This is a genomic window from Aliiroseovarius sp. S1123 (assembly GCF_023015885.1).
Taxonomy (GTDB): Bacteria; Pseudomonadota; Alphaproteobacteria; order Rhodobacterales; family Rhodobacteraceae; genus Aliiroseovarius.
On sequence record NZ_JALKBE010000003.1, the window covers coordinates 65,961 to 82,752 of the forward strand.

At 60.4% G+C, this 16,792-nt stretch carries 17 protein-coding genes; 10 read left to right on the forward strand and 7 right to left on the reverse strand.

Going from position 1 to position 16,792, the window contains the following annotated elements:
- Nucleotides 1-67 precede the first annotated feature (67 nt).
- Nucleotides 68-1,072, reverse strand: a complete 1,005-nt coding sequence (locus tag MWU53_RS07130; RefSeq protein ID WP_247091922.1) for an asparaginase — start codon at nt 1,070-1,072, stop codon at nt 68-70.
- Nucleotides 1,073-1,256: 184 nt separating this feature from the next.
- Here MWU53_RS07130 and MWU53_RS07135 point away from each other — a divergent pair, with 184 nt between their 5' ends.
- From MWU53_RS07135 to MWU53_RS07150, 4 genes are all read left to right on the forward strand, one after another.
- On the forward strand, nt 1,257-1,784 hold the full coding sequence (locus tag MWU53_RS07135; RefSeq protein ID WP_247091924.1) for an invasion associated locus B family protein: 528 nt from the start codon (nt 1,257-1,259) through the stop codon (nt 1,782-1,784).
- A 106-nt stretch (nt 1,785-1,890) separates the two neighbouring features.
- Entirely contained in the window at nt 1,891-3,081 is a 1,191-nt protein-coding gene (gene rlmN, locus MWU53_RS07140; protein ID WP_247091926.1) for a 23S rRNA (adenine(2503)-C(2))-methyltransferase RlmN, read from the forward strand.
- A gap of 201 nt (nt 3,082-3,282) precedes the next feature.
- Nucleotides 3,283-3,633, forward strand: a complete 351-nt coding sequence (locus MWU53_RS07145; RefSeq protein WP_247091928.1) for a hypothetical protein — start codon at nt 3,283-3,285, stop codon at nt 3,631-3,633.
- A 252-nt stretch (nt 3,634-3,885) separates the two neighbouring features.
- On the forward strand, nt 3,886-4,740 hold the full coding sequence (locus MWU53_RS07150) for a Hint domain-containing protein (protein WP_247091930.1): 855 nt from the start codon (nt 3,886-3,888) through the stop codon (nt 4,738-4,740).
- A gap of 28 nt (nt 4,741-4,768) precedes the next feature.
- Here MWU53_RS07150 and MWU53_RS07155 read toward each other — a convergent pair whose 3' ends face one another.
- Both MWU53_RS07155 and MWU53_RS07160 read right to left on the reverse strand, forming a co-directional pair.
- Nucleotides 4,769-5,428 carry a class I SAM-dependent methyltransferase gene (locus tag MWU53_RS07155; RefSeq protein ID WP_247091932.1) on the reverse strand — a complete coding sequence of 220 codons (660 nt, stop codon included), beginning with the start codon at nt 5,426-5,428 and terminating at the stop codon, nt 4,769-4,771.
- Between the two features lie 39 nt (nt 5,429-5,467).
- Nucleotides 5,468-6,310, reverse strand: a complete 843-nt coding sequence (locus MWU53_RS07160) for a TIGR00730 family Rossman fold protein (protein WP_247091934.1) — start codon at nt 6,308-6,310, stop codon at nt 5,468-5,470.
- A gap of 217 nt (nt 6,311-6,527) precedes the next feature.
- Between MWU53_RS07160 and dapD the strand changes: the two genes are divergently transcribed.
- On the forward strand, nt 6,528-7,355 hold the full coding sequence (gene dapD, locus MWU53_RS07165; protein WP_247091935.1) for a 2,3,4,5-tetrahydropyridine-2,6-dicarboxylate N-succinyltransferase: 828 nt from the start codon (nt 6,528-6,530) through the stop codon (nt 7,353-7,355).
- A gap of 63 nt (nt 7,356-7,418) precedes the next feature.
- Here the strand turns inward: dapD and MWU53_RS07170 are convergent, their stop codons facing one another.
- Nucleotides 7,419-8,435: a transporter substrate-binding domain-containing protein gene (locus tag MWU53_RS07170; RefSeq protein ID WP_247091936.1), complete on the reverse strand. Its 1,017-nt coding sequence runs from the start codon at nt 8,433-8,435 to the stop codon at nt 7,419-7,421.
- Nucleotides 8,436-8,597: 162 nt separating this feature from the next.
- Between MWU53_RS07170 and MWU53_RS07175 the strand changes: the two genes are divergently transcribed.
- Both MWU53_RS07175 and MWU53_RS07180 read left to right on the forward strand, forming a co-directional pair.
- A complete protein-coding gene (locus MWU53_RS07175; RefSeq protein WP_247091937.1) occupies nt 8,598-8,951 on the forward strand; it encodes a hypothetical protein in 354 nt (117 codons plus the stop codon).
- The gene (locus MWU53_RS07180; RefSeq protein ID WP_247091938.1) at nt 8,948-9,577 is read left to right on the forward strand and encodes an HAD hydrolase-like protein; all 630 of its coding nucleotides are present in this window, start codon (nt 8,948-8,950) and stop codon (nt 9,575-9,577) included. The genes MWU53_RS07175 and MWU53_RS07180 overlap by 4 nt, the downstream gene beginning before the upstream one ends.
- 4 nt (nt 9,578-9,581) lie before the next feature.
- Here the strand turns inward: MWU53_RS07180 and MWU53_RS07185 are convergent, their stop codons facing one another.
- Nucleotides 9,582-10,154, reverse strand: a complete 573-nt coding sequence (locus MWU53_RS07185; protein WP_247091939.1) for a hypothetical protein — start codon at nt 10,152-10,154, stop codon at nt 9,582-9,584.
- A 165-nt stretch (nt 10,155-10,319) separates the two neighbouring features.
- Between MWU53_RS07185 and dapE the strand changes: the two genes are divergently transcribed.
- From dapE to MWU53_RS07200, 3 genes are read left to right on the forward strand one after another with little or no spacing between them, the layout of a single operon-like run.
- Nucleotides 10,320-11,477 carry a succinyl-diaminopimelate desuccinylase gene (gene dapE, locus MWU53_RS07190; protein ID WP_247091940.1) on the forward strand — a complete coding sequence of 386 codons (1,158 nt, stop codon included), beginning with the start codon at nt 10,320-10,322 and terminating at the stop codon, nt 11,475-11,477.
- A complete protein-coding gene (rnr, locus tag MWU53_RS07195) occupies nt 11,474-13,729 on the forward strand; it encodes a ribonuclease R (RefSeq protein ID WP_247091942.1) in 2,256 nt (751 codons plus the stop codon). Before dapE ends, rnr begins: the two co-directional genes overlap by 4 nt.
- 26 nt (nt 13,730-13,755) lie before the next feature.
- Nucleotides 13,756-14,907 (forward strand): lytic murein transglycosylase, encoded by a 1,152-nt coding sequence (locus MWU53_RS07200; protein ID WP_247091944.1) that lies wholly within the window; start codon nt 13,756-13,758, stop codon nt 14,905-14,907.
- Between the two features lie 77 nt (nt 14,908-14,984).
- Here the strand turns inward: MWU53_RS07200 and MWU53_RS07205 are convergent, their stop codons facing one another.
- Both MWU53_RS07205 and rpe read right to left on the reverse strand, forming a co-directional pair.
- Nucleotides 14,985-15,932 carry an MBL fold metallo-hydrolase gene (locus MWU53_RS07205; RefSeq protein WP_247091946.1) on the reverse strand — a complete coding sequence of 316 codons (948 nt, stop codon included), beginning with the start codon at nt 15,930-15,932 and terminating at the stop codon, nt 14,985-14,987.
- Between the two features lie 127 nt (nt 15,933-16,059).
- Nucleotides 16,060-16,752 (reverse strand): ribulose-phosphate 3-epimerase, encoded by a 693-nt coding sequence (rpe, locus tag MWU53_RS07210; protein WP_133485049.1) that lies wholly within the window; start codon nt 16,750-16,752, stop codon nt 16,060-16,062.
- Nucleotides 16,753-16,792: the final 40 nt, after the last annotated feature.

The window sequence follows — 16,792 nt, forward strand, 5'->3', positions numbered from 1 at the left end:
TTTTCTTGCTCCAAATATCCTGGGGGAGTGTGAAGCCCACGCGGGCTTCACACGGGGGCAAAGCCCCTTATACCGCCAACACAGCCTCGGACGGGCGGATGAAACCCGTGTTCAGTCCCGCGAAGTTCAGGACATCCGGGTTCAGACGCTTCTTTACATCCGGATGTGCGGGATCCAGCACGCCCAGCTTCACCAAGATCGCCGCAATCGCGCATTCAGACGCCCGGGTCGAACCGTCCTCGATCTTCAACGCAACCCCCATCTCAAGCTCGGGGATAATCGCGACAAAGAACGCCTCGGCCCCGGTTTTCAGGGCCACCTTGCCGGGGGCCGCGCGCATCAGTTCGGTACAGGCGCGGGTTTCACCGGCGACAAGCTCGGGGTGCAGCATCATGGCTTCGCGCAGACGAACGGATGCCTTCTGGCGCGCGTCGCCGCTTTCCCTCGCGGACGCAAAGCCGGCCATGGCGCGGCCCATGCCCAGAAGGGTGCTGGCGTGGTTCGGGGCCGAGCAGCCGTCGATACCGAAGCCGGGGCTGGCCTCACCCGTGACCTCTTCGAACGCTTGCTTGATCGCCACCTGAATGGGGTGATCCACCGCGACATATTCCGGGTCGCTCACCCCCATATGGCGGCTCAGCGTCAGGAACCCCGCATGCTTGCCCGAACAGTTGTTGTGAATGCGGCAGGGGCTATCATCGGTCTTGATCAGACCCACCTTGGCAGGCTTGTCGGCAGGCCATTGCGGGCCACAGCACAGATCGTCATTCCCAAGCCCCATATCTGCAAGCCACCGCGAGACACGATCAGTGTGAATGGCCGCACCCTGATGGCTCGCGCAGGACAGGGCCAACTGCTCGGTTGTCAGTCCGGCCGCATCCGCAGCCCCGCTTTCCACCAGCGGCAACGCCTGCAACATCTTGGCCGAAGACCGCGGCAAAATCACCTGATCTGGGTCACCCCACGCGTGCACAATCGCGCCGGTTTTATCGACGACAACCGCGTGCCCCCGGTGCTGGCTTTCCAGAATGTCGCCGCGCCAGACCTCGACCAGACGCTCTGCCTTACCCATATCGCTCTCCTTCAGCCCGGAAACACGCGGAAATCCGCCACCGGGGCTTTCATTACCCTGTCTTTTGGCGCTAGACTGCGCGTGCAGACATGGAAACGACCTGAGCGGTTTGGTCAAGAGCCACTTAAGATGGCCGGGGGCAGCGCAACGGTCCGAGGCAGAGGCAGCGGAGGCTGTATTAGACATGAATCGTTTGATCTTGGGTGCAATTGGCGCCTTTGGCCTGTCGATGGCAGCGACAGGTGTCATGGCGCAAGAAAGCTCGAACCGGGTGTCGGCAAACACCGATTGGAGCGTTTTCGTCGAAAATAACCCGACCGAGTGCTGGAGCGTCTCCAGCCCGAAGGAAACCGTGAACACCAAAAACGGCCGTGCCGTTGCGGTGAAACGCAGCGACATCCTGCTGTTCGTCAGCTATCGCCCGAGCAGCAATGTGAAGGGTGAAGTGTCGTTCACCGGCGGCTATCCTTTCGCGCCCGGCTCGACCGTCGATCTGACCATCGGCAGCAACAGCTATCAGTTGTTCACCGACGGCGAATGGGCCTGGGCGGCCAGCCCTGCCGATGATGCAAAGATCATCACGTCGATGAAGGGCGGAGCCAATGCGGTTCTGTCGGCGCAATCCGCGCGCGGCACCAAGACGCAGGACACATTCAGCCTGCTGGGCTTCACCGCTGCCGTGGACGAAGCCGGAAAACGCTGCGCCAACTAAACCTGATCCAAATCGGGCAATCTGCCACGCGGGGGTGAAAACCTTCGCGTGACAAGCTATATGTGTTTCCCTATAAGCTGCCGCCTTGCACAGTAAGGAACGCGACATGGACCCCAAGGCCCCGATCACTCAGGATGTGATGACCATCCCCCGCAAGACCGACGAAGGTGGCAAGCGCAACCTCGTGGGCCTGACGCGCGACCAAATGCGTGATGCGTTGATCGAGATGGGCACCCCCGAAAAGCAGGCCAAGATGCGCACCGGTCAGATCTGGCAGTGGATCTATCAGTGGGGCAAACGCGACTTTGCCGACATGACCAATCTGGCCAAGGCATACCGTGCCCAACTGGCCGAGCATTTCACCATTGAGATCCCCGAGGTCGTGACCCGTCAGGTGTCTGAAGACGGCACCCGCAAGTACCTCTGCCGCATCGCCGGCGGGCACGAGGTCGAGGTCGTGTACATCCCTGAAGAAGGCCGCGGCACGCTGTGCATTTCCAGCCAAGTTGGCTGCACGCTGACCTGTTCCTTCTGCCACACGGGCACCCAGAAACTGGTGCGCAACCTGACGGCCGCTGAAATCGTCGGGCAGGTCATGATGGCGCGCGACGATCTGGACGAATGGCCTGTCCCCGGCGCACCGAAAGACGAAACCCGCCTGCTGTCGAACATCGTTCTGATGGGCATGGGCGAGCCGCTTTATAACTTCGACAACGTGCGCGACGCGATGAAGATCGCGATGGACCCCGAGGGCATCCAGCTGTCGCGCCGCCGGATCACCCTGTCGACCAGTGGCGTCGTGCCAGAAATCGCCCGCACTGCCCAAGAAATCGGCTGCCTGTTGGCCATCAGCTTCCACGCCACCACGGACGAGGTCCGCGACGTGCTGGTTCCGATCAACAAGCGTTGGAATATCGAGGAACTGTTGGGCGCGCTGTCGGCATACCCCAAAGCCTCGAACAGCGAGCGGATCACGTTTGAATACGTAATGCTGGACGGCGTGAATGACTCGGACGAGGACGCACACCGCCTGATCGAGCACATCAAGCGCCACAACATCCCGGCCAAGATCAACCTGATCCCGTTCAACGAATGGCCCGGTGCGCCCTATAAACGGTCGTCCAACAACCGAATCCGCGCCTTTGCGAACATCATCTATCAGGCCGGTTACGCCAGCCCGATCCGCAAGACACGCGGCGAAGACATTATGGCCGCCTGCGGTCAGCTGAAATCGGCCACCGAACGCGCACGCAAATCGCGCAAGCAAATTGAAGCCGAGGCAGGCCTGAGGGGGTAACCCCCCCTCTTGGTTGTTTGCAAGCTTTTTACACACCCTGCAGTTGACTTGCTGTGACTTGGGATATTTAACACCCCCAAGTATCGGGTGCGCCTGCGCCTGAGAAACGCGAACACATAAACTGACACCACCCGCATTCCACGTCGCGGCGCCTTCTCGGCGCCCGGTCCGACACGCATGCGCAATCCCCATGAGAGCCCCATGAAAACCTCTGTTTTTTGCAGCCTGATCCTTTTGACCGCCAGCCCCGCCTTTGCCGCGGGCCGCAAGTTCGAATGTACCTCGGTTGAAGATGGCAGCGTGATCAAGCTGTGGCAGGATGAAGAAGGGCGCCACGGACATCTGGACACCCCCATCCTGTCCAAAGACGCGCAGGTGCTGCACGGGTTGCACGACAAAAACGACGATCTTGCCGCCGAGACCTTTCTGGTGATCGACGATGACACGGTGCTGACCTTCACGATCGACTTCGGGAAACTGACCTATGAAATGTTTGTCAAAGGGCTGGTGAACGACACCGACCACGGATCCTGTGTCGAACTGACCGGCTGAGAACGCTCACCCTTTTGGGGTTCTCCGGCAGATTTAGGTGATTTTTAAGGGAAATTTGACAGACACATGTTCAATTGGCTAAATGAAGTTGCTTTCTGAGTACTGGGGAGAGGTGGGCTCAATCCCAGAGAGAGTGAGTGTGTGCGGGGTATAAACATGGCGTCATTAACGCTTACGTTTCCGCCGGGGACTGTTGCATATGTTTCTAAGTCAACCGGTGATTGGTATGTAGATTCTGTCAATGCCACTGCGGTGGTCATTACCGTCGAGGATTTCGACGGCGACGGGTTCATTTCGAATGACGAGTGGGATGCAGCGGTATCTGGCGATGGCAATGATATTGGCGATTCAGGGTATCTGTATCGCGATGGTGGTGTGTCGGGTACGCTTTATTCGACCGACGGCACCACAACCTTCACCGAAGGCCAGAACGTTACCTCCATTCGCGCTGCGATGTCGAACCATTTCGAGGCGGATGTGTCGGCCATTGTCTGCTTCGCCACGGGGACACGGATCGCCACCCCCACCGGCCCACAGCGGATCGAAACGCTGACCGAAGGGGACAAGGTTCTGACCGCCAATGGCGACAGCCGCGAGATCCGCTGGATCGGACGCCGCGAAGTCTCGATGTTCGAAATGCTACACGCCCCGAAATTGCGCCCCGTGCGCATCCGTGCAGGTGCCTTGGGCAACCAGCTGCCGGAACGCGACCTGCTGGTCAGCCGCCAGCACAGGATCCTGATCCGCTCCAAGGTCGCCGAACGCATGTTTGGAACGAAAGAGGTGCTGATCCCCGCCATCAAGCTTGTCGGATGCACAGGCATCGCGGTCGAAGACCAACCCCGCGCGCTGGAGTATTTCCACATCCTTCTGGATGAGCACGAGATCCTGCTGGCAAACGGCGCCCCGGCCGAAAGCCTGTTCACCGGGCCGGAGGCACTGAAATCCCTATCACCCGAGGCGGTCGAGGAAATCGCGACCCTGTTCCCCGAGGTGCTTGAACGGATCGCTCTACATGGCCCCGCCGCTTTGGTGCCGTCCAACAAGAAAATCAAGCGCATGGTCGAACGGCATATCAAGAACGATAAAGAGCTGATCAGCGGTTGACAGTCTACACGTTCCAGCCCGCGATGGCTTATCGCCTTCTAAACTCACTTACATAAGTCGCCTTACCCACATGCGCGCCGCGGGTCTCGATTACCGTGTCCACCAGCTCCAGCCCACAGGCGACAAATGCCTCAACGTGATCGCGGGTTAACACCCATGGCGGGCCTTTCGCAAAATCGCGCTGCGCGTCGCTGACTTCGGCGACCACAAGCAACTTGCCACCGGGCGCGACGAAATCCGAGATGCTTTTAATCAACTGCTCCTCGTATTTCGGAGGCAGAGCTTGCACCGTGAAGATCTCAAGCACGAAGTCAAAAGCACGGCGCCAATCCGGCTGATCCTCCAGCAAATCCGCTTGCAGAAACTTGACGGTGCTGTCCGGAAACCGCTGTTTGCAAAGATCAATTGCGGATGCGGCCACATCAAACGCCGTGACTGTAAACCCCCGGCCCTCAAGCTCGATTGCGTCATCCCCCAAGCCACAGCCAACGACAAGCGCGGTCTGCCCTTCACCGGATACCGGATGCGCCTCTAACCACAGCGCAAAAGACGGATGAGTCGCCATATTGGCCCACGGCACACCGTCTCCGCTTTTGCTCGCGCCCGAGTAAAGTGGCTCGAACCAATCCGAGGGGCGGTCCTCGTCAATCGAAAAGGGCGGACGGGACTTGGAGGGCGTGTCTTGCATACTGTGTCCTGATTTCTTGCTGGGATGAGGTGGATCGACTTACCGTCCCGGAAGTTCGTCCCGCGCCTCGCGGCTTGGCCAGTTGTCGATCGCGTCCACAGCTTCCTGTGCGGTTTCGACGAACTTGAACAGCTCCAGATCCTCGGCGCTGATGGTGCCGGCGTCGGACAGGGCCTCCCAGTTCACAATCTTGGTCCAGAAGTCGCGGCCAAACAGCAGAATCGGCACCTTCTTCATGCGGCCGGTCTGGATCAGGGTCAGGCTTTCAAACAGCTCGTCCAGTGTACCGAAGCCGCCGGGGAAGATGGCGATCGCCTCGGCGCGCATCAGGAAATGCATCTTGCGGATGGCGAAATAGTGGAAGTTGAAGCACAGGTCGGGCGTCACGTATTCGTTCGGCGCCTGCTCATGCGGCAGCACAATGTTCAAGCCGATGGAAACACCGCCCGCGTCTTCTGCGCCGCGGTTGCCAGCCTCCATCACGCCGGGGCCGCCGCCGGTGACGACCACGTTCTCGCGATGGCCATTCACCTTCGAGCGCAGGGTCAGCAGCCGGGCGAACTCGCGCGCTTCGTCATAGAACTTGGACAGGTCGGCCAAAGTCTGGGTGCGGGCGCCGTCCTTTTTCGACGGTTCGGGAATGCGCGCGCCGCCGAACAGGACCACGGTGCTTTCCACGCCATATTCCTGCATCATCAGTTCGGGCTTCAGAAGTTCCAGCTGCAAGCGCACCGGGCGCAACTCGTCGCGGCACATGAAATCCTGATCGTCATAGGCCAGCCTGTAGGCTGGCGCGCGGGTCTGTGCTGTATCGGGCGTCTGATGCGCGGTTTCGCGGTCCTGATGACTGTCACGAAGCGGATGGTTGCGGTCGTCTTTCATGGCACTGGTCCTGTCACTTTCTGCGTCTCTACCCCAAGGCGTAACGGCTTTGAGCCGCAAGGACCAGAGCCTGATGGTCACCTTCCCGCGATGAAAACGTCGCTTGAGAGAGGCTTGTCGCCGCAGATGGGCGCACCCGGCCCAATCATCGTTGCGAAAAAGGGGCGTGGGCCTTATAGCCCTTGTGGAACATTGACGCGCCTACGGAGATACCGACATGTCGAACGCCCAATTGGAAGCCGCCATCGAAGCCGCCTGGGAGGCGCGCGACACGATTACCCCCGCCACCACCGGTGAAACTCGCGAAGCCATCGAAGACACGCTGAACGCTCTGGACAGCGGCAAACTGCGCGTAGCCGAGAAGCTGGAAAACGGCGACTGGCACGTAAACCAGTGGGCCAAAAAGGCCGTGCTGCTGGGTTTCCGCATCAAAGATATGGAAGAGCACGCGGGCGGTCCGCAAGGCGGCGGCTGGTGGGACAAGGTCGACTCGAAGTTCAAAGGCTGGGGCGACAACCAGTGGAAAGCTGCTGGCTTCCGCGCCGTACCGAACGCCGTTGTACGAAAGTCGGCCTATATCGCACCGGGCGTGGTCCTGATGCCGTCATTTGTGAACCTTGGTGCTCACGTTGATGAAGGCACCATGGTCGACACTTGGGCCACCGTGGGTTCGTGCGCCCAAATCGGCAAAAACGTGCACCTGTCGGGTGGCGTTGGCATCGGTGGCGTGCTTGAGCCCATGCAGGCCGGCCCGACCATCATCGAAGACAACTGCTTTATCGGCGCGCGTTCGGAAGTCGTCGAAGGCTGCATCGTGCGCGAAGGCTCGGTTCTGGGCATGGGCGTGTTCATCGGCCAGTCGACCAAGATCGTCGACCGCGAAACCGGCGAAGTGATGTATGGCGAAGTACCGCCCTATTCGGTCGTTGTGGCTGGCTCGATGCCGTCGAAGAACGGCGTCAACCTGTACTGCGCTGTGATCGTGAAACGCGTGGACGCCAAGACCCGCTCGAAAACGGGCATCAACGAGCTGCTGCGCGACTAATCTTACGACTTTCGGCCCGCACCTTGGCGGGCCTGAAACCTGTATTCGGCGGTCATGCGATGGTTATCGCGGGCCGCCGAACCACTTTACGGACAGATCTGAATAGACGCCGGTTTCGATCAGGCGCAAAAGCGCGACATTGATGTCTTCGCGCAGAGGCGTGCCGGTCGGAAGCGCGATACCATAGCTTTCCGGGCGGAATACGCTGTCCAGCACCTCGCCATAATAGGCACCTTCATTCTGGGCATAGTGGGCCAGAATGGGACCGTCAAAGATGACGGCGTCCAGCTCGCCCTGCTCGAAATCGCCAAGCAAAGCATCCAACGAGTCATAGCCCGAATAGACCATGCCGCGATCTTCCAGGAAGATCGACGCGGTGGAGCCTTCGGTCGTACCGACGCGTTTTCCGTCCAGATCGGTCACCGAATGGATCGAGCCCGAAATCGCGCTGACTGTGATGGACGCAGTGATATGGGCGACGAAGACCGACACGACAAACAGGCTTGAGATCACAAGGAACGTGCCGAACAGCCGCCCGAAGATCGACCGCGGCATGCGCTCTTCGAAGCCACCATTCACCACCAGATTCAGCGCCCACCAGAACGCGGGAAACATGGCCTGTTTGGCGTCGCCCTCGAAGTAAGGCTGCTTGTCGCGCTCGAAGTACCACATCAGCATCCCGCCGCCCAGCAAAAGCGCGAAGGCGGCCAGAATGGCCAGCGCCAGATCAAGACTGATCAGCGTGGACCAAATGCTGACCGCAGCCTGATCGCGCGGCACCATGATGCGTAGACCGCCGTGATAGATCGGCTGCGAGAAATCCATACGGGCTTCCCGGTCACGCGTGATTGATATATTGGCAATCGCCCCATCGACCTGTGCGGATTCGACCATCTGCAACATCTCGGGGAAGCTATCGGCGATCTCGAAGCTGACTGTCTGCCCCATCTCGGTGGCGATGGCGGTCATCAGATCGACGGCAAACCCAGTTGGCGCATCCTCGCCGGACATCGCGAAAGGAGGCCTCTCGACCGTTACAAATTCCAGATCAGATGCCTGAGCATATGACACCGTGGCCATACAGATTGTTGCCAGACACACAGCGGCCAAGTGGCGGAGCCTTTGTGCAATCATCGCGCTTTCCCCAAAACTACACTTCCCACATACCGCGACCGGCGCAAACTTCCAACTGTTAGCGTTTGACACTTGTGCTTTCCGTGGCGTTCTGGCACCCCTTTTTTCATGACCAAGACAACCAAAACCAAGAAGCCTCACAAAGTGTATACACTGCTGGTTGAGGTGGGACGGAAAGACGATGACGGCCTGCCCGAGGGTGCCACGGGGGCTGCGCTGGTGTGCTATGCATCCGGCGTGGACGAGGCCGAGGCCGTGCGCGAGACCGTTGCCATTCTGAAGCAGGCCGATTTGGCCCCGCTGGATGTCAGCGGATACGGATCTCTGGATGACCGTCTGGCCGAGGGCCACGACATCCCCGCCGAGGAACGCAAACTGATGGGCCGCGCATTGGCCGAGAACAGCGTGATCGTCGCTCAGATGACCCCGTTTTACGACGACGAAAAGCGGCCCCTGCAATGATCTTTTGGGATCTGGATGGCACGCTGACGGATCCCAAGCCGGGCATCACCGGCAGCGTGATCAAGGCGTTGCATGATCTTGGCCTGCCTGCACCCAGCGCAGACGATCTTGAATGGGTGATCGGCCCGGCGCTCTTATGGAGCTTCGAAAAGCTCGGCGCCCCGGACCCAAACGCCGCGCTCGACGCCTACCGCAAGTACTATAATCACGGCGGTGGCATGTATGATTGCACCGTTTATGACGGCATTCTGGCCGTGCTGGACGATCTGTCGACGCGCCATAAGATGAGCATTGCGACCGCCAAGCCCCACGCCTACGCCCGCAAGATCACCGCGCATTTCGGACTGGCCCAGCACATGGCGCACGAGTTCGGCCCCGAGCTGGACGGCACCCGCAATGACAAGGCCGAGCTTTTGGCCCACGCGCTGACGATTACCAAAGACGACCCCGCGCGCTGTGTGATGATCGGGGACCGGCACTATGACTTGAAGGCAGCCCGCGCCAACAACATGGCGTTCATCGCGGTGGATTGGGGTTATGGCGGGCAGGACGACATGTCCGACGCGGATGCCCACGTCAAAACGCCCGACGAATTGCCGGGCGTCATCGCGTCTCTGATCGGATAACGCGTTAGGGCGTCACGATCGTGACAAAGCTGTCCGGGATCGACGGATCCTGCATCGCGAACTTGTCCAAGGGAATGATCAGCGTTGCCATGTCCCCGCTGTCCGACAGCGTGCCATTGGTTTCGACGATCTGACCTTCGATCGTAAAGGTCAGGTTCCGCCCCACCAACATCTGCTGCATCATCGCCAGCATACCGGGGTCCATACCACCTTCCGCAACGCTGGCTTTCATCTCGGCCAAATCGAACGAGACCCGCAGGTTGCCGTCCTCCAGCTTCTCGATTTTGGCGGTCTGGTCCGGGTCCATCCCTTCTTTCGAGGCTTCCAGCTCGGCGATCATTTCATCAACCGTACCCGACATCTCGGTCGTGCACTGATAGTCGCCGTTGTCCAGCATCGTGCCGACACCATCCGCGCACATGTCCTCGCCGCTGGATGCCATCATCTGATAACCTTCCGGACCCATCGTCACCGTCGACGAAACGGTCGCGTTATCGCCGTCGATCTTCAGGGTCAAATCCATGTCGACGCAGGCTGCAAGTGGCAAAAGGCACAGAAGGAACAGGAGTTTACGCATCGGGCGCTCCAATCAGGGGTTGCAATTTGCAGGCAGGTTAGCGGCAGCGTGGCGCAGGGTCCAGCGCGACAGGGCACAGTGACGCCTCACGGGCAAGGTTTCGCAGGCAAGGGACGTTTCCACCGGTCGCGGCACCTGTTAAGGGTGGGGGGAATGGAGAATGTGATGACGACGACCCAACCTGCCCCGCTAGATCCTGTGGACCTGACCCAACGACTTGTACGCTGCGCGTCGGTCACGCCGGACGAAGGCGGAGCTTTGACGCTGCTTGAGGGCATTCTGACCGGTGCGGGCTTCACCTGCACCCGTGTGGATCGGGGCGAGGTATCGAACCTGTTTGCCCGCTGGGGGTCGAAGAACGCGCGCACGCTGGGCTTCAACGGTCACACCGATGTGGTGCCAGTCGGCGATGTCGGCGCATGGAGCGTCGATCCCTTCGGCGCGGAAATCCGTGACGGATACCTTTATGGCCGGGGTGCGACCGACATGAAATCAGGCGTGGCCGCGTGGGTGGCCGCCGCCGTGGATTTCACCCGCCACGCGCCCGAGGATGCGTCCTTGGTGATCACCATCACGGGTGACGAGGAAGGCCCGGCCACTGACGGCACCGTCGCCATTCTGGACTGGATGGAGGCACAGGGCGAGAAGATGACCGACTGCATTGTCGGCGAACCCACCTGCCCCAACGAAATGGGCGAGATGATGAAGATCGGGCGGCGTGGGTCGATGACCGCGTACTTCACCGCCCGCGGCGTGCAGGGCCACGCAGCCTATCCGCATCGCGCGCTGAACCCGGTGCCCGCGCTGGCCCGCCTGATGGCCGACCTTGCCGCGCATGAGCTGGACAGAGGCACCGATCACTTCGACGCCTCGACGCTGGCCGTCACCACGATCGACACCGGAAACCCTGCCACCAACGTGATCCCCGCCGAATGCCGCGCCACGGTGAACATCCGCTTCAACGATGCCCACAGCTCGGACAGCCTGACCAAGTGGTTGCAGGCCGAAGCCGAGCGCGTCGGCAACGACACCGGCGTGGATATCGAAATGGTCGTAACCGTTTCGGGCGAAAGCTTCGTGACGCCTCCGGGTGAGCTGTCCGAGCTGATCTCGAACGCCGTGCAAGCAGAAACGGGACTGGTGCCCGAGGCCTCCACCTCCGGCGGCACATCGGACGCGCGTTTCGTGCAATATCACTGCCCGGTGGTCGAATTCGGCCTTGTCGGGAAAACCATGCATGCGGTGGACGAACGGGTCGAAGTCGCCCTGATCCCGCAGCTCAAATCCATCTACAGCCGCATCATCCAGGATTATTTCGCATGAGCAAACTGCCCACCAAGAAAGCCATTCTGGACTGGATTTCGGAAAACCCCACCCAGACCGCGAAGCGCGACATAGCGCGGGCCTTTGGCATTCGTGGGGCGGCCCGGATCGACCTGAAACGCATCCTGAAAGAACTCGAAGCCGAGGGTCATCTGCAGAAACGCAAGAAGACCTATCGCGACGCTGACAAGCTGCCGCCGGTCTCTGTTCTGAGTGTCAAAGGCCCAGACGCCGATGGCGATCTGTTTGCCTATCCTACCGAATGGACCGGCGAGGGCGCGGCCCCCCGCGTGCTTCTGGTAGCGAAAGACGGCGACCCCGCACTGGCGGAAGGCGAACGTATTCTGGCCCGCCTTACCGAGGTTAAAGACGAATCTCACGCCTATGAAGGCCGCCTAATCCGGCGCATCGGCACCAACCCCCAACGCATTCTGGGCATCTTCCGCAAAGGATCGGAAGGTGGGCGGATCGTGCCTATCGACAAGGGTGCGGATAAGGAATGGATGGTTGCCCCCGGCGACGAGGATGGCGCCAAGGATGGAGAGTTGGTCGAGGCGCAGCGCTCGGGCCCCAAATCGCGCATGGGCCTGCCCCGTGCGCGGATCGTGGCCCGTCTGGGCGACCCAACCGCACCCAAGGCGGTCAGCCTGATCGCAATCCACCAGCACGGCATCCCCGACGCTTTCCCAGATCGCGTGATCGAGGAAGCTGATGCCCAGAAACCCGCGGGCCTGAAGAACCGTGAAGACCTGCGGCACCTGCCGCTGATCACCATCGACCCTTCGGATGCGCGCGACCATGATGACGCGGTCTATGCCCATGCCGACGATACCCCCGGAAACCCCGGCGGTCACGTGGTTTGGGTCGCGATTGCCGATGTGGCGCACTACGTGACACCCGGTTCGGCCTTGGATAACGAGGCACGCAAGCGCGGCAACTCCAGCTACTTCCCGGACCGCGTGGTACCTATGCTGCCCGACCGCCTGTCGGGCGATCTGTGCAGCCTGCACGAAGGTGTCCCGCGCGCCTGTCTGGCGGTGCGTATGGTGCTGGACGCGCAGGGCAACAAGAAAAGCCACAGCTTCATTCGCGGGCTGATGCAGTCCCATGCCTCGCTGAATTATACCGAGGTGCAGGCCGCCCAAGACGGCCAACCGAACGAGAAATGCGCGCCCCTGATGGAGGACGTCATCGCGCCGCTCTATGCCGCCTATCGGTCCGCCAAACTGGGCCGCGCGGCACGACAACCACTGGACCTGGACCTGCCCGAACGCAAGATCGTACTGGGCGAGGACGGCAAGGTCGCCTCGATCGATTTTGCTGAACGGTTTGATGCGCATAAGCTGATCGAAGAATTCATGATCCTCGCCAATGTCTCGGCCGCGGAAGAGCTGATGCGCCTGAAGCGCCCGCTTCTGTTCCGTGTCCACGAAGAGCCCAGCCCCGAAAAACTGGAGGCCCTGCGCGAGGTTGCACAGGCATCCGGCTTTACGCTGGCCAAGGGGCAGGTTTTGCAGACCCGGCACCTAAACAACCTGCTGGCGCAGGCCGAAGGCAGCGAGTTTGATGAGCTGATCAACATCTCGACCCTGCGGTCGATGACTCAGGCCTATTACTACCCCGAAAACTTCGGGCATTTCGGGCTGTCGCTGAAATCCTACGCGCATTTCACATCACCCATCCGGCGCTATTCCGACCTGATCGTGCACCGCGCGCTGGTGTCCGGGCATGGCTGGGGGGATGACGGGTTGTCGCCGCAGGACGTGGAAACGCTGGAAGCGACCGCAAAACATATCTCGGAAACCGAGCGACGCTCGATGTTGGCAGAACGCGACACGACCGACCGCTATCTGGCGGCCTATCTGTCCGAACGCGTGGGCGGCGAGTTCACTGGCCGCGTGTCTGGCATTGCGCGGTTTGGACTGTTCGTGAAGCTGGATGAAAGCGGCGCGGATGGGCTGGTACCTCTCAGCACGCTGGGCAACGAATACTTCCGCTACAACGCCGACGATCAAACCCTGACCGGCGAGCGGTCGAACTTCACCCTTGGGCTGGGTCAGCGCGTTGTCGTGCGCCTGACCGAAGCCATTCCCACCACCGGCGGGTTGGCGTTAGAGATGCTAGAGGTCGAAGGCCGCAAGCTGCCCCGCACATCAGCCCGCAAAGGGGGGAAATCTGGACACAGAAAACCCGTGAACAATGCGCGAAAAAAAGCCAAACTCAATCGAAAGGTGAAACGATCCCGGCGGTAACGTCGGTTGGGATGGCGAGGTCGATTGTGACAGAAGCATTTGGGGACGCAGAGAAACGCTTTGATCAGTGGCGGGAAGGCTACATCGAAAAGGCAACGCAGTCGGGGATTTCGCAAGAAACCCTAGATCGCGCGATGCCTTATCTGGTGCTCGATCCCAGCATTCACGAGCAGCAATGCAATCAATCCGAGTTCGCCCTGAATATTTCCCAGTATCTTGACCGCGTCGTCACGCTTGATCGGGTCAGCAAAGGCCGCGCTACGTTTCGCAACCAGCGACAGATCCTGAACGAGATAGCCGAAGCTTATCATGTCGATCCTCAGGTCATTCTGGCGATCTGGGGGGTCGAGACCGACTATGGCCGGGTGCGGGGCGCGCATTCGGTTCTGACCGCACTGGGCAATCTGGCCCATAACGGCCACCGCGCGGAATTCTTTGAAACCGAACTGACAACGGCCCTGTCAATCATTGACGGGGGACATGTGGATGCAGATGCAATGCTCGGATCCTGGGCCGGTGCGATGGGGCATGGGCAGTTCATGCCCTCAAGCTTTCTGAATTTTGCGGTGGATCATGACCATGACGGCAAATCAGATATCTGGTCAAAAGATCCGACAGATGGATTGGCGTCGATTGCCAACTATCTGGCCCGGCATGACTGGCATGAAAGCCAGCCTTGGGGGATCGAAGCGCGGTTGGCTGACGGGTTTGACTTCACACTGACGGGCCCCGAACATCGCCTGTCCATTTCCGATCTGAACGGGATGGGCGTGCGCACGATGGAGGGAACGGCCCTGCCGGATTATGGCGATGCATCCGTGCTGTGCCCCTCTGGCGCCACCGGTCCGGCATTCGTGGTCAATCACAACTTCCATGTGATCCTGACATATAACCGGGCCGAGGCTTACGGCATCGCAGTTGGGTATCTGTCGGATCGGCTGGCCGGCTCGCGCGCCAAGATCACCCCTTGCCCCGAGGGCCTGCCGCCCCTGACCCGCGGTCAGATGGCCCAGCTCCAATTGCGCCTGACCGCTGCCGGGTATGACACGCAAGGGGCCGACGGGTTCACCGGCCCGAACACGCGCATGGCCCTACGGGCCTATCAGAATGACATAGGTTTGATCCCGGATGGGTTCGCAACACTCGCCTTGCTGAACGGACTCGCCCCCTCCGCCTGACCCCTACGCTTTTTCTTGTCAGAAATATCCCGGGGTGAGCGCGCAGCGCGAGGGGCAGAGCCCCTTTCTAGCCGCGCCTATTCAAACTCCATCTCGGCAAAGACCTGACCCGCATTCTTCGTGGCCAGTTCCCCGAACGTATCGTGATGGGCGAAGGGGGACTGGTCGACGTAGTAAGCTTCGTCCAGCGTACCGCCATCTTCCAGAAGCTTGCCAATCTCGCCGCGCAGGTGCTTGAGGTACCCGATCGTGTGCTCTTCCACTTGCGCCATATTGGTCGGGTAACCGTGGCCCGGGATCACATAGGTCGCGCCGATAGGGGCAAAGACGGTCTCCCATGTTTCGATCCAGCAGCTGGTGCAGGTGTCTTCGAAAATCGGCGGGATACGATTGTGAAAGGCCATGTCGCCGGCGATCATCAGGCTGTCTTCGGGCAGCCAGACCTGAATGTCGCCGGGGCTGTGGGCGGGGCCGGAATAGAGCACCTCGATGGTTTTATCGCCCATCGTGATGACCTCTTTGTCCTCAAACGTGCGGGTCGGGCCCATCGGCTCGGTGCCTTCCCAGTTTTCCTGCGCATAGCGCTTCATACCTTCGAAAAGCTGACCGGCGTATTCCTCGAACTCATGGGCGGCATCCACATGGGCCAGAACCTCGACGCCCTGATTAATCCAATAGTTGTTGCCCAGCATCGCGTGACCCTGACCGTTCTCGTTGATCACGAGCTTCACGGGCTGGTCGGTGATGGCCTTGATTTCAGAATGCAGCGCCTCGGCCAGTTTATAGTTCGCACCCGCGTTCACCACGATTACCCCGTCGCCCGTCACGATGAACGACAAGTTGTTGTTATGGCCCACGTTTTCATAGGTGGGCGGCGCGGTTGCACCGATGGCGGACCAGACGTCCGGGATGACCTCGACCGGCTTTTCATAGAGGGCCGAGTCCGGGTACTGGTCGGCGATGTTTTCATCCGCAAGCGCAGGCAGGGCGAGGCAGGTCAGGATGGCGGTGGTGATGCGAAACATGGGATCCTCCGGAAATCAGTTCCGGATAGATTGTCACATTCGCATGTGTTGTTCTAGCAAAAAGAGAACGCGCCCCGCCGGGGGGTTTTAAGCCTCCGGCGGGGATATTTTCGACAAGAAAAAGAGGTCAGCCTTGCACGGCGGCAGCGGCGTCGCGCAGCGCGCGGATGTTGTCGCCATAGACCTCGGGCGTGTCGACCGAGCCGCCTTTGAAGACCGCCGAGCCTGCGACGAAGCAGTCGGCGCCGGCTTCGACCAGCGGGCCGATGGTGGTCGGGTCAACGCCGCCGTCCACTTGGATGTGGATGTCGCGATCGCCGATCATCTCGCGCACTTGACGCACTTTCTCGACCGAGGACGGGATGAACTTCTGACCACCAAAACCGGGGTTCACGCTCATCACCAGCACCATATCGCAGAGCGGCAGAAGGTGTTCGATCACCGAGGCAGGCGTGCCCGGGTTCAGGCTGATGCCTGCTTTCGCACCGGTGGCCTTGATGGCTTGCAAGGTGCGGTGCGGGTGGGGGCCGGCCTCGTAATGGGCGACGATCATGTCGGCGCCGGCATCGGCATAGGCCTGAATATAGGGATCGACGGGGGCAATCATCAGGTGCACGTCCATGAAGGTTTTCACATGCGGACGGAAGGCTTTCACGGCGGGCGGGCCGAATGTCAGGTTCGGTACGAAATGGCCGTCCATCACATCCACGTGTACCCAGTCGGCACCTTGCGCTTCGATGGCTTGGATTTCCTGGCCAAAATTGGCGAAATCAGCAGAAAGGATCGACGGCGCGATCTTGATGGAACGATCAAAAGACATGAGGGACTCCGGGCAGCATGGATTTGCCGCCCTTATAGAG